This window comes from Dyadobacter sp. SG02 (genome assembly GCF_900109045.1).
GTDB lineage: Bacteria > Bacteroidota > Bacteroidia > Cytophagales > Spirosomataceae > Dyadobacter.
Genome location: NZ_FNYL01000009.1, coordinates 278183 through 298318 on the forward strand (window position 1 = coordinate 278183; position 20136 = coordinate 298318).

Here is a 20136-nt window from a genome sequence, read left to right on the forward strand (position 1 = left end):
GGTGAAAAGAATATACTTTCCCGCCTGCTATACTTTTTCCATGTAATTTTCCGCGAAAGCCGTGGGCGACATGCCATGCAATTCTTTGAATGCCACCGAAAAACTGTTCACATTAGCGAAACCTACGGCAAATGCCACTTCGGACACCGTCAATCCCTTTTTTGTCATCAGTTCGCCCGCTTGTTTCAATCTGATATTACGGATCAGGTCCCTGGTGGTCATATTCGTAAGCTCTTTCAGCTTCCGGTGCAAATGCACGCGACTAATCCCGATTTCGTTCGAAATCATCTCGACGCTCAGGTCCGGGTTGGCCAGGTTCTTGTCAATTAACAGGTGTACCTTTTCCAGCAGCTTCTCTTCCGATGCCTTGATATGAACCCTGGAAATGAATTCCTCCTGGTAATGCTGCTCGTTGTCGTTATTCCGAAGGATCTGCCTGTTCCTGATCAATGCTTTAATTGTTTTCGTCAATATCTGCATATTGAAAGGCTTGGTAATGTAGGCGTCCGCGCCCATTTCCAAACCTTCCGCATTGGTTGATTCCGCCGTTTTGGCGGTAAGCAAAATGACCGGAATATGGTTTATCAACGGATTGGCCTTCACTTTTTTACAAAGCGTCATGCCGTCCATTACGGGCATCATCACATCGCTGACGATCAGATCGGGGATTTCTTTGAGAATAGCCTTGTACGCTTCCTCGCCGTTCGCATAGGAGAAAACGGTGAATTCACCCGACATTTCGTCGGCCAGGTAGTTGCAGATCTCACTGTCATCATCCACGACAACTACGCGTTTGGCTTTCTTACGCGACTTGTTATGCACACCATACACAGACATTTCCTCAGGCAAATGATCGGCTGGCGACACTTCGTCAACAGGAACAGTTTCCAAGCCGCCTATTTCCGCAACCGGCATTTCAATCACAAACCGGCACCCGATTTCGGTCATATTCTCGGCCTTGATCCGCCCGCCGTGCAATTCCACCAATTGCTTCACCAGATGCAGCCCAATGCCCGTTCCGTGCCGGTTATGGTCGCGGTGGCTGTCCGACTGGTAAAAGCAATCGAAAATGCGTTCCGCTTCTTGCTGCTCAATGAATGGACCGGAGTCCTCGATGGCCAGCCTCAATTCCGGACGGTCCATTACCTCGTGCGCGCCATTGACCGAAAGTGCTACACGGATCTTGCCGCCCCTGGGTGTGAATTTGAATGCATTGGAAAGGACGTTGATCAGTACCTTGTCAAAATTGAGCGGATCGATTTGGGCGAGAATCCGTTGCGACGGCGATTCTACCGCGAAATCTATCTTTTTACTTTCAATCTGCTCCTCGAACAGCAGGCAAATCTCTTTGGTATACTCCACCATTTCCACATTCGAAAATTGCAGCGACATCAGCCCCTTTTCGATCTTGCGGATGTCCATCAGCTGATTAACCAGGTCCAATATACGTTTGGTATTGCGCCCCATGATCCGGTATAAGTGCATTCGTTCCGCATTGTAATCCTGGCTCTGTAACTTTTCAAGCGGGCTGACTACCAGCGTCAAAGGCGTGCGTATCTCGTGTGCGATATTGATAAAAAATTGCAATTTCGCTTCGTTGACCTCCTCCCGTCGCAAGTGCGCCAACATCTTTTGTTTAACCAATTGCCTGTTTTTAAATGCCCTGAAAATCAAAACGGCTGTAAAAAGTGACAGTAATCCGTACGCGAGCCAGGCCCACACGGAAAAATACCATGCGGGATGTATAATGATCGTCACACGCGTTTCCTCGGAATCCGTTTTGCTCGATTTCGCTTTAAGCCGGAAATGATATTCACCCGGAGCCAGGTTGTCGAATGTCAGCCTGTTCGTTCCGGCCCTCAGCACGGTCCAGGCATTGTCGTTGATGGCGTACATATAGGCTACGCGTTCTGCGTCGATGAAATCCATGGTAGAAAACTCTAAACTGAACGAATTATCATAATGTGCCAGGTTGAATTCCTTTGCGCTGCTTACCGTCGTGTCCACAATCATATACGACCCGGATTTCATGCCCTTCTTCACAGCTTTGTCATGAATGTAGAGGTCGACAATGCGGACTGCGGGACGTTTGGCGGATAGCTTGATTTCTTCCGGTTTGAAATGCGTCAGCCCATTGATCCCTCCGAAGTAGAATTCCCCGTCCTGGGTAACCACCGAAGCGCCCTGACTGAATTCGTTCCCCTGCAATCCGTCGGCCGAGTAGAAGTTGACAAACGTATGGGTTTCCAGATCCATTTTAGACAGGCCGCGGTTCGTGCTCAGCCATAGGTTTCCCGCCTTATCTCCCCTCACCGTTCCGACCTGGTTGCTCGGCAGGCCATCCGCAGTGTCGAATGTTGTAATCGCTTTGGTCGCCCGGTCGATCTTTTTGAGGCCCTGCGAAGTTCCTGCCCACAAATTACCTTTGTCATCATCAAATAATGCGTAAATCACCACACCTTTCAAGAGACTGTTCGCGCCGAAGGTGGATGTAAAGCTTTTGGTTTCCAGGTCCAGGCAGGCCAGCCCGTTGAATGTGCCGATGAACAATTTGTTGTCTTTGGCGATCAGCAGGCAGTTCACCCAGCTGTTGGGCAGAAAGTTTTCCTTCGGCAAGCTGATTCTGCCCGGCAGCGCATCCAGGTTTTCAACGGCTCCCGTGCGCAGATCCATACTAAAAATTCCCGAGCCCATCGTTGCGATCCAGAGTCGCTTCCGGAAATCTTCCTTAATGTCAAACACCCGCTGAACATTGTCGCCGTTTTGATCCGACAATTTATCGGAATGGGTAAATTTCCCGGTTTCGCGGTCCAGCTTCGACAATCCGCTCAGGTAGGAACCTGTCCAGAGACTCCCTTCGGAATCTTCAAAAACCGTCATCACATTCTCGGGTGTGGAGGCATCGCCGGTGCGCTTGTAATAGTGCGTGGACGCATTGCGACCCGCAGGTATCGCATACAAGCCATCATTGTCCGTCCCGACCCAGATTGTTTGGTTTTTATCTTCGAACAACGCCTTCACGGCACTGGGACCGATCAGGTTTTTGCTGGCCGATTTGTAGCCCATATAACCGAAGCGGTTCGAATTCACGCCCATTAGCAGCAAACCTTTCTGGTAAATGCCCAGCCAGGTATTGCCCGAATTGTCCTCACAAGCCGAGAATACTTTCGATTTTGCAAAATCAAAAGTGTCTACATTGTGGTTCATATCGAGGATCTTGCCCGTGCCGGAATCATAGTATTTCAATCCGTTTCCCCTCGTCCCGATCAGTATCTGGCCGTTGCGGTTGACCGTCAGATCGGCGATCGGCAGACTGCCCGCCCCGTTATTGGGAATCGATTGAAACGTGTCGTTTACGGCGCTGTACAGGTAAAGACCGCTTGTCATGTTACCGACAAATACACGGCCATATTTGTCCTGACAGAGACTGGTGACGATGTTATTTTGAATTTTTTTGGAGACAAAGTATGATTTACCGGGTTGCAATGAAGTTTCCGCAAATCGGAGCAATCCCCGGTCTTCGGTCGACACCCACAGGTTACGGTCGCTGTCTTCGAACAGCTGGATGATCAGATTACTCGGGACTTGCAAAGACGTCGGCTTGGCGCAAAGCTGCCGGCCGTCGTGCTCCACCTTGAATATGCCGTGCCCGGAGGTACCTACCAGGATATCGCCATTCCTGCGTTCGCAAATCGCCAGTATCCGTACATTGGCCATTTTACTTCCACCGTTCAAGAGCGGGATGGTGCGGAAAGAGTCCGTCGCCGGGTCGTAGTACTGCAATCCGTGGAGCGAGCCGGTGTACATTCTTCCCGCGCGGTCTTCAAAAAGGACCTGGATGAAGTTGCTCGCCACGCCCTCGCCATTGGCCTTATCCTGTCGGTACACCGTAAATTTGATCCCATCGAAACGGTTCAATCCATCCTCGGTAGCCACCCAGATAAACCCGCTCCGGTCCTGATGAACGGCCGTAACCATGCTGCTCGACAACCCGTTTTCGACCGTTAACAGCTTTGCGGATTGACCGAACACGTCGGACAGCACACATAGCCAGATCACCAGTATCCGCACCATTGAATTTGCATAGTGTGTTACGCCAAAATGCTTCGTTACCGCTTTGTTATGTTGTTCCCCGATACGCTTTTCAACTGCGCCCATGTTACATTCTGTGGTTACTGTTAACTGCTTCGTGCATGGTTTTACAACAGAAAACAAATATATGTGGGGATAATACTATAAGCGGCGGCACAATGTTACACAACTCATGGCCCATGTTACCAATCGGACGCCTACCCTCGCTCAGGCAGGCGTCCGGTGCACATTTCAGTAACCGGGGTTTTGTTTGATACCGGGGTTCTGATCGAGCACATTCTGCGGAATTGGGCTCATGTACTGTTTAGGCTCAAATTTGACTTTGTACTTTTTCTCCTCTTCGATCGTGTAAACCCACACACCCGAATTGTTGGCGGGCACCGAGTTACGGATGACCATATTATGCCGGGGCTTGTTCATGACCGTGGCCGCCGTCGCCAGCCGTTTGTTGTCCAGAAAGCGCTTGTCTTCGAAACAAAGCTCAACCCGGCGTTCGCGTGCAATGGCGGCGCGCATGGCTTCTTTGGAAAGGCCGGTCGCGAGCGCGGGCAGCTCAGACCGTGCGCGAAGTTTGTTGATCGCATCGTACACGGAAGCGTCCGGGCCTGCCGCTTCATTTTGTGCTTCGGCAAAATTCAGCAGGATTTCTGCATAGCGGAAAAAGATGTAGTTCTGACCACTCGCGTCCGCACCGGGAGCTGCGTCGGGGTTGAGGCGTTTTTTCTGGTAATATCCCGAGTCGCCCACGTCGGTTTTCCCGGCCAGGTCGATCTGGTTGGTCCGGTCAGGGTTCGGATAGGTCGCATCAATGCGGGTGTAAATGGTGTCGGCGCGGGGCATCCAGTCCTGCTTGTAAACAGCCCCGTCGTGGACGATAGCGTCGTAAAACCGTTTCTCGCGATTCGCATAGGGCTTTTGAGGATTGTAGCCCGAGGTCGGGTCGGTGATCGGCTTTCCGTTAGCCATCGCAAACTGGTCCACCAGTTCCTGAGTAGGATTATAATTTCCCCAGGAGCGATATTCGCCCAATACGTAGGTCGGACCGCCGCGCTGCTCGTAGCTGGAACCCATTCCGCCGACATTAGCCACCACCTGACGGTCCCAGATCACCTCTGAATTGTACTCGTTACTGGCCCGGAAAATGTTTTTGAGGTCGCCAAACAGGTTATACCGTTGCCCATTACCGTATTTGTCGATAAACTGCTTGTTGGTGGCTGCCGCTTTTGCCCAGCGCGAGGCGTCGAAGTTCCCGAAATGCACGAACTTTCCGGGATCGGGCAAATACGGTGTCGCGGTATTGAACAACGGGCTGGCACCAAAAAGCTCGATCCATCCTTTCACTGCCAGTGCTGCCCCCAACGTCGCGCGGCCGGCGTCTTTGTCCGACAAATTGTATTTAACCGGCAAATGCTCCCCTTTCACGATCTGATCAAGCTCTGTAACGATGAAGTCGAACGTTTCCTGGAATGTTTTTCTGGGTTGCAACAGTTCCTCCTGACTCATCGTGTTCCGGTCCAAAGGCACCGTCAGAATGGGCAAGCCGCCAATGTGGACAAAGAACTCGCCGTAAAAGAAGGCTCTCAGGAATTTCGCTTCATCGATCCGTTTGTTGTAGTAGGCTTCCGAGAAATTCGCTTTGTTCTCCGTCAGTTTCTGGATAAAAGTGTTACACTTTCTGATCTTGACGAAAAAATTTTGCCAGGTATAACCATAAGTGGGGCCCTGCGTACCTCCCCACGGGTTATCCGTGCTGCTCGAAGGAATTTGCGTCACACCCTGCCGCCAGTTGGAAGCCGTGTAGTAGTGGCTGATGTTATAATCGTCGCTGAAATAGTCCAGCGTTTCGGTCTGGTTGAGTTTATTGGGTAACTCGCTGTAAACATCATTAAGAAACACATCGGCATTGGTTTCCGACTCCCATTGCGTTTTGTCCGTGAGGTTCGCCTTGTTGGCATTTTCCAAAAATTCATCCGTATCGCAGGACACCGGCAGCACCAGCATGAGCATGCCCACAGCCAGTATTTTCAAATAATTCAATGCAGCTTTCATAATATCGGTTATCGTTAAAATGTCAGATCAATTCCAAATGTGCTTGCCTTCATGACCGGGTATGCGGTCTCGCGATCGGTGTAGCCCATTTCAGGATCGATGTGTTTGATTTTGCTGATCGTGAACAGGTTTTGTGTCAGGAAGTAAACCCTGGCAGAGCTCATTCTGAGTTTGCTCGTCAGGCTTTTGGGAAGCGTGTAACCGATGCTCGCCGTTTTCAGGCGCAGGTAGCTTGAATTAACCCACCAGAAATCCGAATCTTTCGTATTGTTCGCATAAGGCGCGGGCGTCGATCGCGGATATTTGGCATTCTGGTGATCAGGCGTCCAGCGGTTATCGAAGTATTCGTAGGCGGTGTTACTGCCGTTATTTTCAAATGGAACGGTCATAAATTGTCTGACGCTGATGCTGGATTTTCCCGACCCCTGAAAGAACAGGCTCACATCGAATCCCTTCCAGTTCACACTGGGTGTGAGACCGAAAGTCAATGCAGGATACACAGGGTTTCCGATGACCGTCAGGTCGAAGTTATCGATCAGGCCATCAGGTTTGCCGTCAGGACCGCTCAAATCCGCATATTTGATATCACCGGGATGCAGGTCGCCAAATTGCGTTACATTATACCCGTCGGCCGCACCCACGACGCCATCGCCGTTTGTATCTTCCGCGGAGGTAAACAATCCGAGCGACTTAAAGCCGAATGGCGTTCCAAACTGCCGTCCTACCAGCGTCCGGTTCGGGTTTTTGGCTTCCGCGTCTGTTTGAAATACCTCCTCCATTTTGTTGATCGAATAGCTCATGTTGGCATTCAAGGCAAAATCCAGGTCTTTGGAGACTCTCTTCCGCGTTCCGAGATTAAGCTCTACCCCATTCGCGCTCATCCTGCCTTTGTTTTCCTGTGAAAGGGAAAGCCCGTATTCTACCGGTAATGTTACCTGTGGCGCCAGGAGCATACCCGTCCGTTTCTCGTGGAAGTAATCGAATTCCACGGTCAGCAACGAATTCCACATGCTCAGGTCGAATCCAATGTCCGTTTTGGTTGAAATCTCCCAGGTAATCTTCGAGTTAGCCTCGCGCGGCACACGCGATCCTTGTACGAGCGACCCGTTGCCAAAGCCATACGCGGCTCCTCTCAAATCGTATCCCGACTGGTATTGGAACGGCCCTCCCGCCAGCATACCGGCCTTACCCCACGATCCTCTCAGCTTCAATTCGTCGATAAAGCGGAAGTTTTTCATAAAATTCTCTTCAGATACCCTCCACGCGGCCGAAAAAGCCGGGAAATAACCCCACCGGCTGCCCGGGGCGAAATAATAGTGCCCGTCGTAACGTCCCGCCGCTTCGAGAATATAGCGGTCTTTGTAGGTATACCCTACTCTGTATACGTAACCCAGCTCCGATCCTGTCGCTGAGATGCCTGCATTATCGTAGTCCAGTTTATCGGAACTACCAAAACTTAGTTCGTCAATCCCGATCGCGAAGTTATTCCGGCGGGTTGCCATGGAGTCGGATTTGGTTTTCCGTGCTTCCATTACCACCAACCCGGTGATCGCATGTGGCCCGAATGTACGGTTGTAATTCAAATAAGCCTGGTAGGTATAATTGGTACGTTTTTGGTTTTGCAACCCCAGCCACCTGAAAGGCCTGCCGTTTCCTTCCTGAAGAGAAATGGCTTCTGTATACGTGTAAGGTTTTTGCGAAAGGTCAATTTTATGATAGATGAACGGCACGTGCCATAACTTCACATTTTGCTGCCACGGGTCATAACTAAATACAAGCTTGGCGCTCAACCCCTTGGCGATCTGCTGTTCGACGAATATAGACCCGAGCAGCGTATTGCCATTGGTCCTTCTGTACCCCTCAGATCGCAAGACCCCGATCGGCGTACTGGCCGAAGATTCGCCCCATTTATCGCCCTCGGGATAGATCAGACTTTGGGTAGGTAAAAACTTGTAGAAACTCCGGAAAAGGTGACCGGAAGTAGTCTCGTCCGCATCGACATCCCGCGTGTTCTCCACGCTGCCAAAGAGCGACATGCCTACTTTGGTCGTTTTGGTCGCCGCCATTTCAAGGCTCAGATTGTAGTTATAACGTTTATAACCCACCGGATCGAAAATCCCTTTCTGATCGAAATAGCTCACACCTGCATGATACGTAACATTCTCCGTGCCGCCGCTTAGTTCCAGTCCGTGGTTTTGTACGGGCACGTTCTTGTTGAACACATCGACAAAGCTGGAATTCGGATATTTCCAGGGATCTTCCGCGTGCAGCTGATCATAGTTTTTCACCATTTCCGGATCGTTGGGAAGGCTTGTCCCACCCGGCGTCTGGTTCAGGTAAGCCTCGTTCTGCAAGGCCATATAGTCCTTCGCAGAGAGCATTTTCGGCAAATATGTCGGGTTTTGAAATCCGTATGAAGAGCTGACCCTTACCTGCGGCTTACCGCTTTTGCCCTTTTTGGTCGTGATCATAATTACCCCGTTGGCACCGCCAATCCCGTAAGGCGCCACGGCGGCGGCGTCCTTCAATATGGTGATCGTTTCGATGCTGGCAGGGTCCACCTGACGGATATTGTCCCTTCTTACGCCGTCGACCACCACAAGCGGCCGGTTGTTGCCTGTCGTCACAATGCCGCGAATGTGGATATCCGGATCATCCTTGCCTGGCTGCCCGCCGTTAGGCCGCATACTGACTCCCGCCACGCGTCCGGCCAGCGACTGAGAGATGTTCGGCACCGGAACTTCCGCGATGGCATCGCCTTTAATGCTGGCGATGGAACCCGTCACCGTTGCCTTCTTTTGGGTGCCGTAACCGACCACCACGATCTCCTCCAATGCCTTGGTGTCCTGCGCAAGCACAATGTCCAGCTTGCTCGCCGCGCCCACCGGGATTTCCTTGGCCAGATACCCCACAAAAGAGAAGACCAACACATCCGGGTCATTGACGGATTCCAGGGAATAAAGTCCGTTCACGTCCGTGGATGTCCCGCGCGTTGTACCCTTGATAGTTACATTAACCCCGGGAAGTGCCTGGCCAGCCTCGTCCGTTACTTTACCGTTCAATTTCCGGTCGGCGGACAGCGCCCGCGCATTTCTGCCAATTTCCACACGGGCGGTAACGCCTGCGGCAAACGAGTCGGAAGTCCCGACCAAACTCGTTAATTGTAGAAATGACAATTGTAAAAAAAGCCGTAATTTTCTTTTCATAATGAAAATGAATAAAAGGTGGTAGAAAGCATTCATCGCAATGGTTTCCGAACCATTGTCACCAAGCAGAAAACATATGTCAGAGAGATCTGACCCGGCGGTAACAAAAATGGAATTTCCGGGTCAATTCACTCATTCGGCACAACCGAACACAAATATATATTTATATAATGCAATTTCTAATCCAAAAATGTTACAAAAACTATCTGCCATGTTACATTTTTGAGTCTACCACCCTGATAGAAGTGCATTGTAGCCTGGCGTGCCGAAAATCTTACCTGTTTTCCCTCGGGGTATACCATTAAATAAGATAAACTTTTTATATACAATTATTTCTAGATAGTGTACTAATATTACTATGCTTGCACTCGACCGGGAGCATTCAATCAATCCCAAACCAAAATCTATCATGTCACTTTCAGTACCAGAAAACCTCCACGATGCGGAAGTATCCGACCGCCCACAGGATTTTATCCTGCATTCATTCAATGCTTTTGATCCGAAGATTGCCAAAGACCCGAAAGAAGTTTTCAACAAAACTTCCGTTTTCCTGAAAACGCCGTTAACCGACAGTCAGATTATCTCCCAAACATTTTCCCAGAATTTTTCCGCTACTACCAAAGAGTACGAATCGTCGCAGGAATCGAATTCCGAATTCGCGGCTTCGGTCGGCATCGAAGGCAGTTATGGTTTTTTCAGCGGATCTTTGAAATCGTCCTATGAAAGCGAGGTGTATCAGAAAGCGACATTTTTTAATGCCAGTTTCAATGCGTTTATCGACTGTGGAACCGTCAGTTTTTACCGGACATCGGATTATGGCGTCATCCGGGCTTGTTTGCAAGACGATTTGTGCGCAAATCTCGATGCCATCACTACTTTGAAACAAGCCGAGACTTTTACGAACACTTACGGTACACACCTGATCGGAGGCCTGAAACTCGGCGGGTTTATCCAGTTGAAATCAGAAGCGGAAACGACCGACTACGCCAGCAAAGAAAGCCTTTCGGTAGAAGTGACGTTAGAATACAAAGGTGTGAGCGATATCAGTTCGGCGGCGTCGGTCGCCCAGAAATTATCAACGACCAAGCATTCCTACTCGTTTACCGAAACCGCGTCCACCTCGGGAGGTTCGGGCGCGCTGGGGATGGCCATCGATCCAAAGGATAAAGACACCATCATCGCCTGGGGTAACAGCTGTACGAAGGACACTGCATATGCGCTGTCGGACACGATAGAGATTTTCAGGCTGGCAGCGAAAACGGAAGCCCAGAATATCCTGCAAGAATACATTAACCTGGTTATCCTGGCCCAAAGCATCAAACGTCCGACGATTTTCACGGCTCATATCAATCTGAAACAGTACATGGTAACCAGTGTGGACGCAGTGGCCCACGACCCGCGTTTCCGGATCATCGGCGGAGGCGCCACCGTGCCCATTGGCAAGAGTAACTTCCTGATGAATTCTTACCCGCACCAGGACCAGAACGGCAACATCACGGGCTGGACGGCCAGCACCCACGACATTGCCATCCCGGCGGACACCAATTCGCACCTGACATCCTACGCGATCGCTGTTTATGACCCCAGCTATTCGGGCAACCAAAGCACGCTGCTCGATGTGCAGGTAAAAACCGGCAATGGTAGTAACCCGAATATTGGCAGGGATGCGGCACAGGCCAAGGTGGACGACGGGTTTATTCTTTCCGGTGGGGGAATTCAGTCACAAACTTTGAAGGGCGTCGAGAAATATCTCCTCGGAAGTTATCCAATCGATTCCAGTACGTGGAAGGCGGAGAACAGCGACTACGAAGTGGAGGCCAAGGAAGTAAACCTAACCGCATACGCCATCGGTGTCAAAAGCCTGAATCCGGCACTTACGATCATTGCTTCCCGCATATCGACACCTCCTTCCAAATTCCAGTACGGCAACCAGGTCGCCCAGCTTGGCGGCGGTGTGTCGGCGGTCGGCGGCGGTGTGTCGGTCGAGAATGCAGAGGGCTTTGGTAACCTTGTTCAGCAAACGTATCCCTCATCAGCCGGTGACTGGACCGAGTACGACACAGACCTGGACGGCCACGTCACTTTTGCAAACTGTGCCGCCTATGTGATCGGTTTCACTCCGAACCTGCATATTTGATCATTAGTATAATCTGAACTTACAGAGCCCGGCTTGCATCCTGGAATCAGAATGCAAACCGGGCTCTGTAAGTTGTTATCAGCAACCTCGCAATACTTTATTAACGGGTCAGTTTACTTCGCTAATTTGCCCAATGAGGGTTTTGCAGACGGTCTGGCATTAAGCTTCTACGTTATTTTCACTCTTCTGTATCATCCAACTGAAATAATACTTCGACGGTAGTATCAAAAGCCTTTGCCATTCGCAGAGCGAGTACCGTAGACGGAATGAATTTCCCGGTTTCAATCGAATTCAGACCTTGTCGCGATATCCCGATATGCTTTGCCAAATCGGCCTGAGTCCAGTTTTTTTTAGCACGTTCAACCTTGATCGTGTTCTTCATACACCATATTTTTTCTTCGAAACGAACCAGCCCACAAAATAAAAGAGCCAACAATATGCCACCAGGTGACCATAGCCAAACCAACCGGGATTAGTAACCCCACAAAGTTCGAGCAAAAACAAAAGCATGATCAGCATGGCCGTCAACGAAAACCCGATCACCACGGCCTCTAACTGCACCCGCTGCTTTACTTCGTCCATGACCGAAAACGCCTTGATCAGCTTCAAAACAAAAACAGCGAACGTGACGATCGGCACTATCGCGATGATGATCGAAAATGGTTTGCTTACCAGCTGATGCTTTAACAGCCATGCCGCCGGCAAATAGGTAGCCCCGTAGATGAGCGCGAATATTACGGAGTTTTGGTTTACTTTTTTCACAGACCGTTCCATAAGTTCAGATGTTGAATGTTTAGCTTGCATAAAGATATGTAAACATTTCTTTATGTCAAGTAAAGTTGACAAAATATCGTCAATAGTAGACATATAGATCCGATCTTCCACACCCTTCGTTTGCGTGCATTGCCACAACCCCTGTCCTCGTAACTTTCCCTTTCAATCGTTTTCTCAAAATTGTTTCTTAAAAATTTGCGTAACTCAGAAGTTACCTTTAAGTTTGCGTAACCTTAAAGTTACGCATCATGACAAAACTTATCAAACATCAATTCTCGTTTCCCCATCCTGTTGAAACCGTCTGGGAATACCTCACCGATTCGGACTTGTTGGCAGCCTGGCTGATGAAAAATGACTTCAAGCCGGTAATCGGGCACGAGTTCCGGTTTAGAACCGGACCGATCGCTTCCCTGAATTTCGATGGGATTTTTTACTGCAAAGTGCTCGACATTATTCCATTGAAGCTCCTGTCCTATTCATGGAACTGCGGCCCGGGCAACGAAGAAATCAATCTGGAATCCGTTGTCAACTGGCACCTGGAACCCACTGAAAATGGTACCACCCTGCATCTGGAACACACCGGTTTCGCTAAAAAAGAGAACCTGGACATGTACAACGGGCTGCTGCTGGGCTGGGTGGAAAAGCTGCAAAAAATCTCGGACCTTCTAAACGCGGAAAAGTATGGCAATACCCACTCTTGATGTATTCCAGGTAATTGGCGATCCCAGCAGAAGAAAGATGCTCATGTTGCTCTTTGCCGGCAGTATGAATATCAATCACCTGGCCGAAAATTTCGAAATGAGCAGGCCCGCGGTATCCAAGCATGTGAAGATTCTCGAAACGGCTGGATTTATTTCCGTCACCGACGTCGGGCGCGAGCGCTACTGTACTTTAAAGAAGGACGGGTTCGAAGAATTGCAGTCGTGGATCTCCTACTTCGATCAATTCTGGCTCACTAAACTGCAAAAATTGGAAGACCTGCTAAACAACAAACTGCCACCCGATGGCCCGGGAGCTAAAAGCTGAATAGTAACAACCAAAAAACAAATACCATAAAAACGTCCGGCTTAATGGTCAACATGCTGGCTGACCAAATGTCAGGAGATTTATGGGCAGGTGCGGGCTTACCAGTCTGCACCTGCATTTTTAAAAGCTTTATGAAAGTCTGCGGATATCGGCTGCTACGATTCCGAGATCATTATTAAACTGATGTCCGCCCGTTTGCACTTCGCGGAAGGTCGCCCACGGAAGGTGATGTTTGTAAATCGCAAATTGATCAACAGAAACTTCCTCGTCATCCAGGCAATGGTAAAAGAACAACGGAGTGTATCTATCGATCCTCTCCGCGAAATCCTGGCGCAATTTGAACTCTTGCACCCAGTCCTCATTACCTTGCCAAAAAGGCGTCGCTATGAGAAAAATCCCTGCGATCTTCCGCTCTGCTTCAAATTCGGAAAGGCACGCCAGTACCATCGAAGCGCCGAACGAGTGCCCTGCTAAAATTACACCGTCTTCGCTCTCTGATATTGCCTGGTTAATCTGCCGCCGCCTTCCAAGGTCCGGCGATCCGTCATCCGGCAAAAACGGGTAGTGAATCTCATAGGATGATCCTAAATGGACTTCCAAAGAATCAACCAATTTTTTATCGGCTTCAAAATCCTCCCGGGACCCGCCGCCGTGAAAGAATACTACTTGTTTCGCCATAACAGAATGAATTGGAAAGGGGCTGAGTGTCGGTTAACGCCCGGAAGCATTTGTCAAAAATAATAAACCCGGCAACCTCCCGTATAGGTAAATCCGGCCATTTAGGAGGGGTATCCGCGACAAAGAATACGTTTCGGCGGCACTATTCCTGAAACTTGCCCGGACTACCTGCATTTCGGGCGGGCTTGTGCAGGCAAAAACACTAGCCTCTTCGCACCAACAGCGGGTATTAAGATAAAAGTTGATTTATATTTACCAGTCCCGACCCTGATTTTTATGCGACAAATACTCCTGTTTCCCCTTTTCGTATTCCTGCTGATTTCCTGCAATACCAAAAAACAAAACCAAGACAAGGAGTTTAAAGATGTGCCTGCTACCAATCTTTCGGGAAAGGAATTGGCGATCGCGCATTGCAGCCGGTGCCACGCTTTGGTGAGCCCCGAACTGTTGCCGAAAAACAGCTGGCAGAAAGTCCTCCCGGCAATGGGCAACCGGATGGGTATTTACAGTGGAGGCGCCAGGCCCGACAGTTTATTTGACCCGAGAACCGGTGGAGAGATCGTCCGCGCTGCCGGTATTTACCCCGAAAACCCTGTTTTGGCCCGCGAGGACTGGAAAAAGATCGAACAATATTACATGGACAATGCGCCGGACAGCGTCCCCGCGCCCGTTCGCAAGCATCCGATCCGGATTGGATTGAAACATTTCAAGTACCGCCAGGCCAGTTTTTCGCACCGGCCTTCATTGACAACCATGGTCAAAATACTGCCGGACAAGCGTGGGATCGCATTCAGCGATGGCAAAAGCAGGCGTAATGTGCTTACATTTCTTACCCCCGATCTCCGGGAAAATTACAGCGTGCGTCTGGGTGCGACGCCCATCGGTTTTTATGAAAAGTCAAACGAGCTCTATTTGACAGCTATTGAAAACGGCGTTTTTCCGACCGACAACGCTAGCGGAGCCGTGTATCGGTTGACCAAAAACAGTTCCGGACAAGGGTACCAGGCCAGTGCGACCGCCATTCCCAACTTGCGGCGGCCCGTGTTTGTCGCTTACGGGGATTTGAACAAAGACGGGCACGAAGATGTGGTTGCCTGCGAATTTGGCAATGAAACCGGGCAACTGGCCTGGTATGAAAACAATGGACGGGGCGATTACCAGAAACGGATCTTGAACGAAAAACCCGGCGCGATCTCCGCGGTGATCAAGGATGCCAATCGCGATGGACTATTGGATGTTTATGTGCTCATGGCGCAGGGCGACGAAGGTGTTTTTTTGTATGAAAATCAGGGCTCGGGTCGCTTCAAAGAAAGGAGGTTGCTGACGTTCCTGCCACTAAACGGCTCCCAGCATATCGAACTGGCTGATTTCAACAAAGACGGGTTCGATGATATCGTATACGTCTGCGGCGACAATGCCGACAAAACGCCCATTTTGAAAAATTACCACGGTATCTACATCTTTTTGAACGACGGCAGAAATAATTTCAAACAATCGTACTTCTATCAACTGAACGGCGCTTATAAGGCAATCGTCCGGGACTACGATTTGGACGGTGACCCGGACATTGCAGCTATCTCCTTTTTCCCGGACTATCTGCGCTACCCAGAGGAAAGTTTTATTTATCTGGAAAACAAAGGAAAGTTAAGATTTGAGGATTATTCATTTCCCCAATCTTCCAAAGGACGGTGGATCGTTATGGACGCGGGCGATATGGATGCGGACGGGGATACCGATCTGGTACTCGGCTCATTCGTATATTTCTTGCCCATGGGTGATACTACCGGGCTAGGCAAGAAATGGCTTTCCGAAGGCCCCTCGGTGATTGTTCTGGAAAACACGGTACGTTGAAACTGCCGCGCATTCTGATCAGTATACCCGTCCACGGGACGCCTCGTTCACCGTTTTATGACGCAGGAAACTGGCTCTCGTCCATATAGGCAAACTCCCATTGATGGCCGTCCGGATCGGCGAAGCTGTGCTGATACATCCAGCCATGATCCGCAGGTTCTTTATAAATGGTAGCGCCCAGTTCCTTTGCCTTGGCAATAATCTGTTGCACTTCGTCCCGCGAGCCCGCGTCGAGGGCGATTAACACTTCCGTGTTTTCATGGGCATCGCAAATCTGCTTTTGCGTGAATGTCCCAAAATACGGCCTGGTCAAAAACATCGCGTAGATGGCGTCGCTGATCACCATGCAAGCGGCATTCTCATCCGTGAACTGCGGGTTAAATGTAAAACCAAGACCTTCAAAGAATGTTTTTGACCTGTTAAGATTACTTACCGGAAGATTGACAAAAATTTTAGTGGCCATTTGTTTTTTCTTTTATGCAGTTATTGAATAAATATCACTGCAAAGAAAAGTGACCGTGCGCTTCTTTGGCTGGTTAAAAGCTTGGATATAATGGTGAATTCTATTTGTCCTTTCGCTTCCTGAAAGCCAGGGGAGACATCCGCTCATGCTTCTTAAAGAAACTGCCAAAATTAGCCGGATCGGAAAAGCCCAGTTGGTAAGCAATCTCGGCTATATCGACATGGGTGTACAACAGCAACGATTTTGCCTCAGTCAATAAACGGCTGGCGATGTACGAAAGCGCGTTTTTGCCAGAAACGGCCTTGACCGACTGAGAAAGATGATTGGGTGTCACCGAGAGCATGTCTGCATATTCTTTTACCGTCCTTTTGTCGATGTAGTGGTTATTCACCAGTTGAACGTATTTGCTCAGGAGCAGTTGCTGGGGTGTTGCAAACCGCGTTATTTTCTTTCTTTCCGCTACAAATACCTTCATATAATAAAGCAGTGCAAGCAGCCTCGCCCGGGCTTCCATATGAGACTCCGTGCCGGATCTGTCATAAGCCGCAAGTACTTCTTCGAAATGCGGTGAAAGATCGCCGAAGGTCGCCTGATCCAGTTTGAACAGGTTTGTATATAACCGGTTGAAGAACGGGAATTCTTCGTGAAAATCAGGTTTGAAAAACGAAAAGCACTCTGGTTTAAAATAGATTACATATCCTTCCAAAGTCTCGTCGTGAGAGAAGCTGTACACCAAATCGGGAGAGTGGAAAACCAGGTACGACTCCGGATTGGTCACTGTTTTATCGCCATAATTGACTTGCGCGTTGCCCGAATTGACAAATAGCGCAAAAAAATAAAATGACCGCTTGAAGGGAGGCTTGTAAATCTCTACCGGATGCTCCAACTTTTTGAGCCTCAGACAATAGAAAAGCGGGTTCGTTGTTCTCCCTGGCGAGGGGATCGATGCCAGGAAGTCATTAATGTCCGTATAGTAAGGAATTGGTGTTTTTTGGTTACTCATCAGGATGCTTTTGAGGTAGCTGGCTACTTTCTATCGTTGCTCGGCAGAGTTCAAATATAGTATAATCAGGTCATCGACCGGGTGTTATATCCAATACCTGCTTGGAAACTTCAATAGAAACATTTCTACATTTTGTCAGACCAAATCAATATATCTATCTGAAAATCAATACCTTAAACGTATTCAATAAATTGCCACGTTACTGGTAGTTTACACTCATATCTTCAAATTCCTGTCATTTGTAGATATAGTTTGTACCACAATCGTCCGCGCAACCCCGTCGCGACCCGGTTCTGTCCAAAACCCGTTTTCATTTAAACTGTTTTATTATGACGAAGAACAATACGTTCTTGTGGATTATCCTGGCTGTATGGATAGCCGGAGGCACGTGGTGGCACACGTGTAAAATCAAACAGCTTTGCGATGCGCCATTGGTTCCCACCGATGCTCCATCCGGGGAAATCGTGGTTGCGCCCCTGCACGATACCCGGTTAAGTCCCGATTCCGTGAAAGGGGGCATTAGCTCCGCATCTCCGGATGTTGCCCCTTCCGCCGAACACAAACTCGCGGAAGCCCAGAAATACAACGGCATCTTTAAGCCGATCGATCTCTATTTCAATACGGGCGGTCTCGATTACATCAAGACCGATGATAATCAGAAGTTTCTCGAAGAAGCATCCAAATACCTGTCTGCGAACAAGGATAAAAAGCTCCTTTTGACCGGGCATGCGGATAACGTGGGAAGCCGTGCGGGCAATGACGCCTTGTCCAGAAAACGCGCCGAGCAGGTGAAGGCGCAGTTTGTGCGCGCCGGATTGCCCGCCGCGCAACTGGTGACCGACTCCCGGGGCCAATCCTCGCCGAAGGAGTCCAACAGCACGCCAGAGGGCCGGGCGGCAAACCGACGTGTAGCCATTGTCGTGCAATAATTCCGCTTCAATATCAACTTAACTGACCAGGATATGTTTCAACTTAATCCGCTTGACTCGCCCAATGCATGGTGGCAACATCTGCTGCTGCTACTGGTGTCGGGCATTATTGGCTACATCATTGGTTACCGCAGGGGGAATGATCTGAATTCCCAACTGGAATTGCAGCTGGCCGGTGTCGAAAACGGGCTCGATGAATGCCGTAAAGGCCTTGCCAGCCTGGTTGCACCCGTGGCCGGGGTTGCTGCAATCGCTTTCGATGACCTCAAAATTATCGAAGGAATAGGCCCGCAGATCGAGAAGCTGCTTCATCGGGCGGACATTCTGACGTACGCACACCTGAGTGAGACTACGCCTGCGAGGATTAAGATGATCCTCGACGACGCCGGTCGTCGTTTTCAGGTACACGACCCCGAAACCTGGCCGGGACAGGCTGCGCTGGCCGCTGCCGGCAAATGGAATGAATTGAAAGAATGGCAGAATACGCTGGATGGCGGCAAGGCCTGATCGTTTACCCTACCCGCACCAACTGGCAACTTAACCATTTGATAGCTAAAACAATCCCGATTCTAAATACCTGAATGATGATACTATTAGACATAAACCCATTGAGTAAACCGGTGGCCATTTCGGAAATGCTCATTCTCCTGATCCTCGCAGCCGTTATCGGTTGGCTGATAGGCGACAGGATTTCCAAAAGCAAAGCCCGGGGACTGCGTGAAAAGTTGTCTGAACGGGAAGCCGACCTCGATGAATGCCGAACAAAATCCCGGAACACCGTTATTCAGCCGGCACACGCTGCACTGAATGCGGTAACACCGGATAATCTAAAACTTATCGAAGGCATCGGCCCCAAAATAGAGGAACTGCTTAACAAACACGGCATTTATACTTTTGGTCAACTAGCTGACACGGCTCCATCATGGATCGTCACGATACTACATCTGGCAGGTTCCCGCTTTCAAATGCATGACCCGTCGACCTGGCCACAACAGTCGAAACTGGCGCGCGACGGCAAATGGGACGAGCTGAACGAGTTGCAGGATAGCCTGGACGGCGGTCGGATCGAAAGCGAATAGCCCACCACTTCGGAACTTACTTTTATCATTTTACAACTTCATTTTTTATGAAAAAATATGTAGCAGAATTTTTAGGCACTTTCTGGCTTGTGCTAGGCGGGTGCGGCAGTGCAGCATTGTCGGCGGCGTTTCCCGATGTCGGGATCGGTTTACTGGGCGTTTCACTTGCTTTTGGATTAACCGTACTGACCATCGCTTACTCGCTGGGCCATGTTTCCGGGGCGCATTTGAACCCGGCTGTTTCCGTTGGTTTATGGGCAGCCGGCAGGTTTACGGGGAAAGACCTGCTTCCCTATATCGTTTCACAAATTTTAGGCGGCATCGCAGGTGCCTTTGTTCTTTACATGATCGTTACCGGCAACGGTAGTTCGATCGGTGATTTTGCGGCCAATGGTTACCAGGATCATTCCCCGGGAAAATACAGCCTGACCGCGGCAATGCTTACCGAATTTGTCATGACCTTCATGTTCCTGATCATTATCCTGGGTTCCACTTACCCCTCTGCTCCCGCAGGATTTGCAGGCATCGCCATCGGCCTTGCGCTGACGCTGATCCACCTGATAAGTATCCCGGTAACCAACACTTCCGTAAACCCTGCGCGCAGCATTAGCCAGGCCATTTTCGTAGGAGGCTGGGCGCTGGAACAGTTATGGCTTTTCATCGTTTGCCCCGTCGCAGGAGCGCTTATCGCCGGGATCGCCTATAAATGGATTGCCGACAAGAACTGACAGCCCTCATTAGAATACAGAATGTGAAATACGCTGCCCGGATTCCTCTCACGAGACGGACCCCGGGCAGCGCCCGTTTGCGAACCCTCCGATTGAGAGCTGATCGACCTCGCCAGATCGC

At 49.8% G+C, this 20136-nt stretch carries 16 protein-coding genes; 8 read left to right on the top strand and 8 right to left on the bottom strand.

Annotated features, from left to right (window positions below; translation table 11 throughout):
- Positions 1–27: 27 nt before the first annotated feature.
- From BMW93_RS21955 to BMW93_RS21965, 3 genes are all read right to left on the bottom strand, one after another.
- Positions 28–4158 carry a two-component regulator propeller domain-containing protein gene (locus BMW93_RS21955; RefSeq protein WP_229240675.1) on the bottom strand — a complete coding sequence of 1377 codons (4131 nt, stop codon included), beginning with the start codon at positions 4156–4158 and terminating at the stop codon, positions 28–30.
- Positions 4159–4323: 165 nt separating this feature from the next.
- Positions 4324–6141, bottom strand: coding sequence for a RagB/SusD family nutrient uptake outer membrane protein (locus BMW93_RS21960; RefSeq protein WP_090381344.1), 1818 nt, complete (start codon positions 6139–6141; stop codon positions 4324–4326).
- A gap of 14 nt (positions 6142–6155) precedes the next feature.
- Positions 6156–9347 (bottom strand): TonB-dependent receptor, encoded by a 3192-nt coding sequence (locus tag BMW93_RS21965; protein WP_229240677.1) that lies wholly within the window; start codon positions 9345–9347, stop codon positions 6156–6158.
- A gap of 409 nt (positions 9348–9756) precedes the next feature.
- Here BMW93_RS21965 and BMW93_RS21970 point away from each other — a divergent pair, with 409 nt between their 5' ends.
- Positions 9757–11484, top strand: a complete 1728-nt coding sequence (locus tag BMW93_RS21970; RefSeq protein WP_090381346.1) for a hypothetical protein — start codon at positions 9757–9759, stop codon at positions 11482–11484.
- 178 nt (positions 11485–11662) lie between these two features.
- On the opposite strand, the gene BMW93_RS21975 is transcribed toward BMW93_RS21970, so the two are convergent.
- Together BMW93_RS21975 and BMW93_RS21980 are read right to left on the bottom strand one after the other, a co-directional pair.
- Entirely contained in the window at positions 11663–11866 is a 204-nt protein-coding gene (locus BMW93_RS21975; RefSeq protein WP_090381348.1) for a helix-turn-helix transcriptional regulator, read from the bottom strand.
- Positions 11863–12258, bottom strand: coding sequence for a hypothetical protein (locus BMW93_RS21980; protein ID WP_090381351.1), 396 nt, complete (start codon positions 12256–12258; stop codon positions 11863–11865). The genes BMW93_RS21975 and BMW93_RS21980 overlap by 4 nt, the downstream gene beginning before the upstream one ends.
- 248 nt (positions 12259–12506) lie before the next feature.
- Between BMW93_RS21980 and BMW93_RS21985 the strand changes: the two genes are divergently transcribed.
- Positions 12507–12959: an SRPBCC domain-containing protein gene (locus BMW93_RS21985; protein WP_090381354.1), complete on the top strand. Its 453-nt coding sequence runs from the start codon at positions 12507–12509 to the stop codon at positions 12957–12959.
- Complete coding sequence (locus tag BMW93_RS21990) at positions 12940–13284, top strand: helix-turn-helix transcriptional regulator (RefSeq protein ID WP_090381356.1); 345 nt, start codon at positions 12940–12942, stop codon at positions 13282–13284. The genes BMW93_RS21985 and BMW93_RS21990 overlap by 20 nt, the downstream gene beginning before the upstream one ends.
- A gap of 129 nt (positions 13285–13413) precedes the next feature.
- Here the strand turns inward: BMW93_RS21990 and BMW93_RS21995 are convergent, their stop codons facing one another.
- On the bottom strand, positions 13414–13962 hold the full coding sequence (locus tag BMW93_RS21995) for an alpha/beta fold hydrolase (protein ID WP_090381359.1): 549 nt from the start codon (positions 13960–13962) through the stop codon (positions 13414–13416).
- Between the two features lie 276 nt (positions 13963–14238).
- Between BMW93_RS21995 and BMW93_RS22000 the strand changes: the two genes are divergently transcribed.
- The gene (locus tag BMW93_RS22000; RefSeq protein WP_090381361.1) at positions 14239–15813 is read left to right on the top strand and encodes a VCBS repeat-containing protein; all 1575 of its coding nucleotides are present in this window, start codon (positions 14239–14241) and stop codon (positions 15811–15813) included.
- 55 nt (positions 15814–15868) lie between these two features.
- Here the strand turns inward: BMW93_RS22000 and BMW93_RS22005 are convergent, their stop codons facing one another.
- Positions 15869–16276: a VOC family protein gene (locus tag BMW93_RS22005; RefSeq protein ID WP_090381364.1), complete on the bottom strand. Its 408-nt coding sequence runs from the start codon at positions 16274–16276 to the stop codon at positions 15869–15871.
- A 100-nt stretch (positions 16277–16376) separates the two neighbouring features.
- Positions 16377–17279 (bottom strand): AraC family transcriptional regulator, encoded by a 903-nt coding sequence (locus BMW93_RS22010; RefSeq protein ID WP_090381368.1) that lies wholly within the window; start codon positions 17277–17279, stop codon positions 16377–16379.
- Positions 17280–17608: 329 nt separating this feature from the next.
- Between BMW93_RS22010 and BMW93_RS22015 the strand changes: the two genes are divergently transcribed.
- The 4 genes from BMW93_RS22015 to aqpZ all read left to right on the top strand — a co-directional run bounded on the left by BMW93_RS22015 (position 17609) and on the right by aqpZ (position 20015).
- A complete protein-coding gene (locus BMW93_RS22015) occupies positions 17609–18208 on the top strand; it encodes an OmpA family protein (protein WP_090381370.1) in 600 nt (199 codons plus the stop codon).
- A 33-nt stretch (positions 18209–18241) separates the two neighbouring features.
- Positions 18242–18715 carry a hypothetical protein gene (locus tag BMW93_RS22020; protein WP_090381371.1) on the top strand — a complete coding sequence of 158 codons (474 nt, stop codon included), beginning with the start codon at positions 18242–18244 and terminating at the stop codon, positions 18713–18715.
- Positions 18716–18789: 74 nt separating this feature from the next.
- Complete coding sequence (locus BMW93_RS22025) at positions 18790–19287, top strand: hypothetical protein (RefSeq protein WP_090381373.1); 498 nt, start codon at positions 18790–18792, stop codon at positions 19285–19287.
- Positions 19284–20015 carry an aquaporin Z gene (aqpZ, locus tag BMW93_RS22030; RefSeq protein ID WP_409013112.1) on the top strand — a complete coding sequence of 244 codons (732 nt, stop codon included), beginning with the start codon at positions 19284–19286 and terminating at the stop codon, positions 20013–20015. Before BMW93_RS22025 ends, aqpZ begins: the two co-directional genes overlap by 4 nt.
- Positions 20016–20136: the final 121 nt, after the last annotated feature.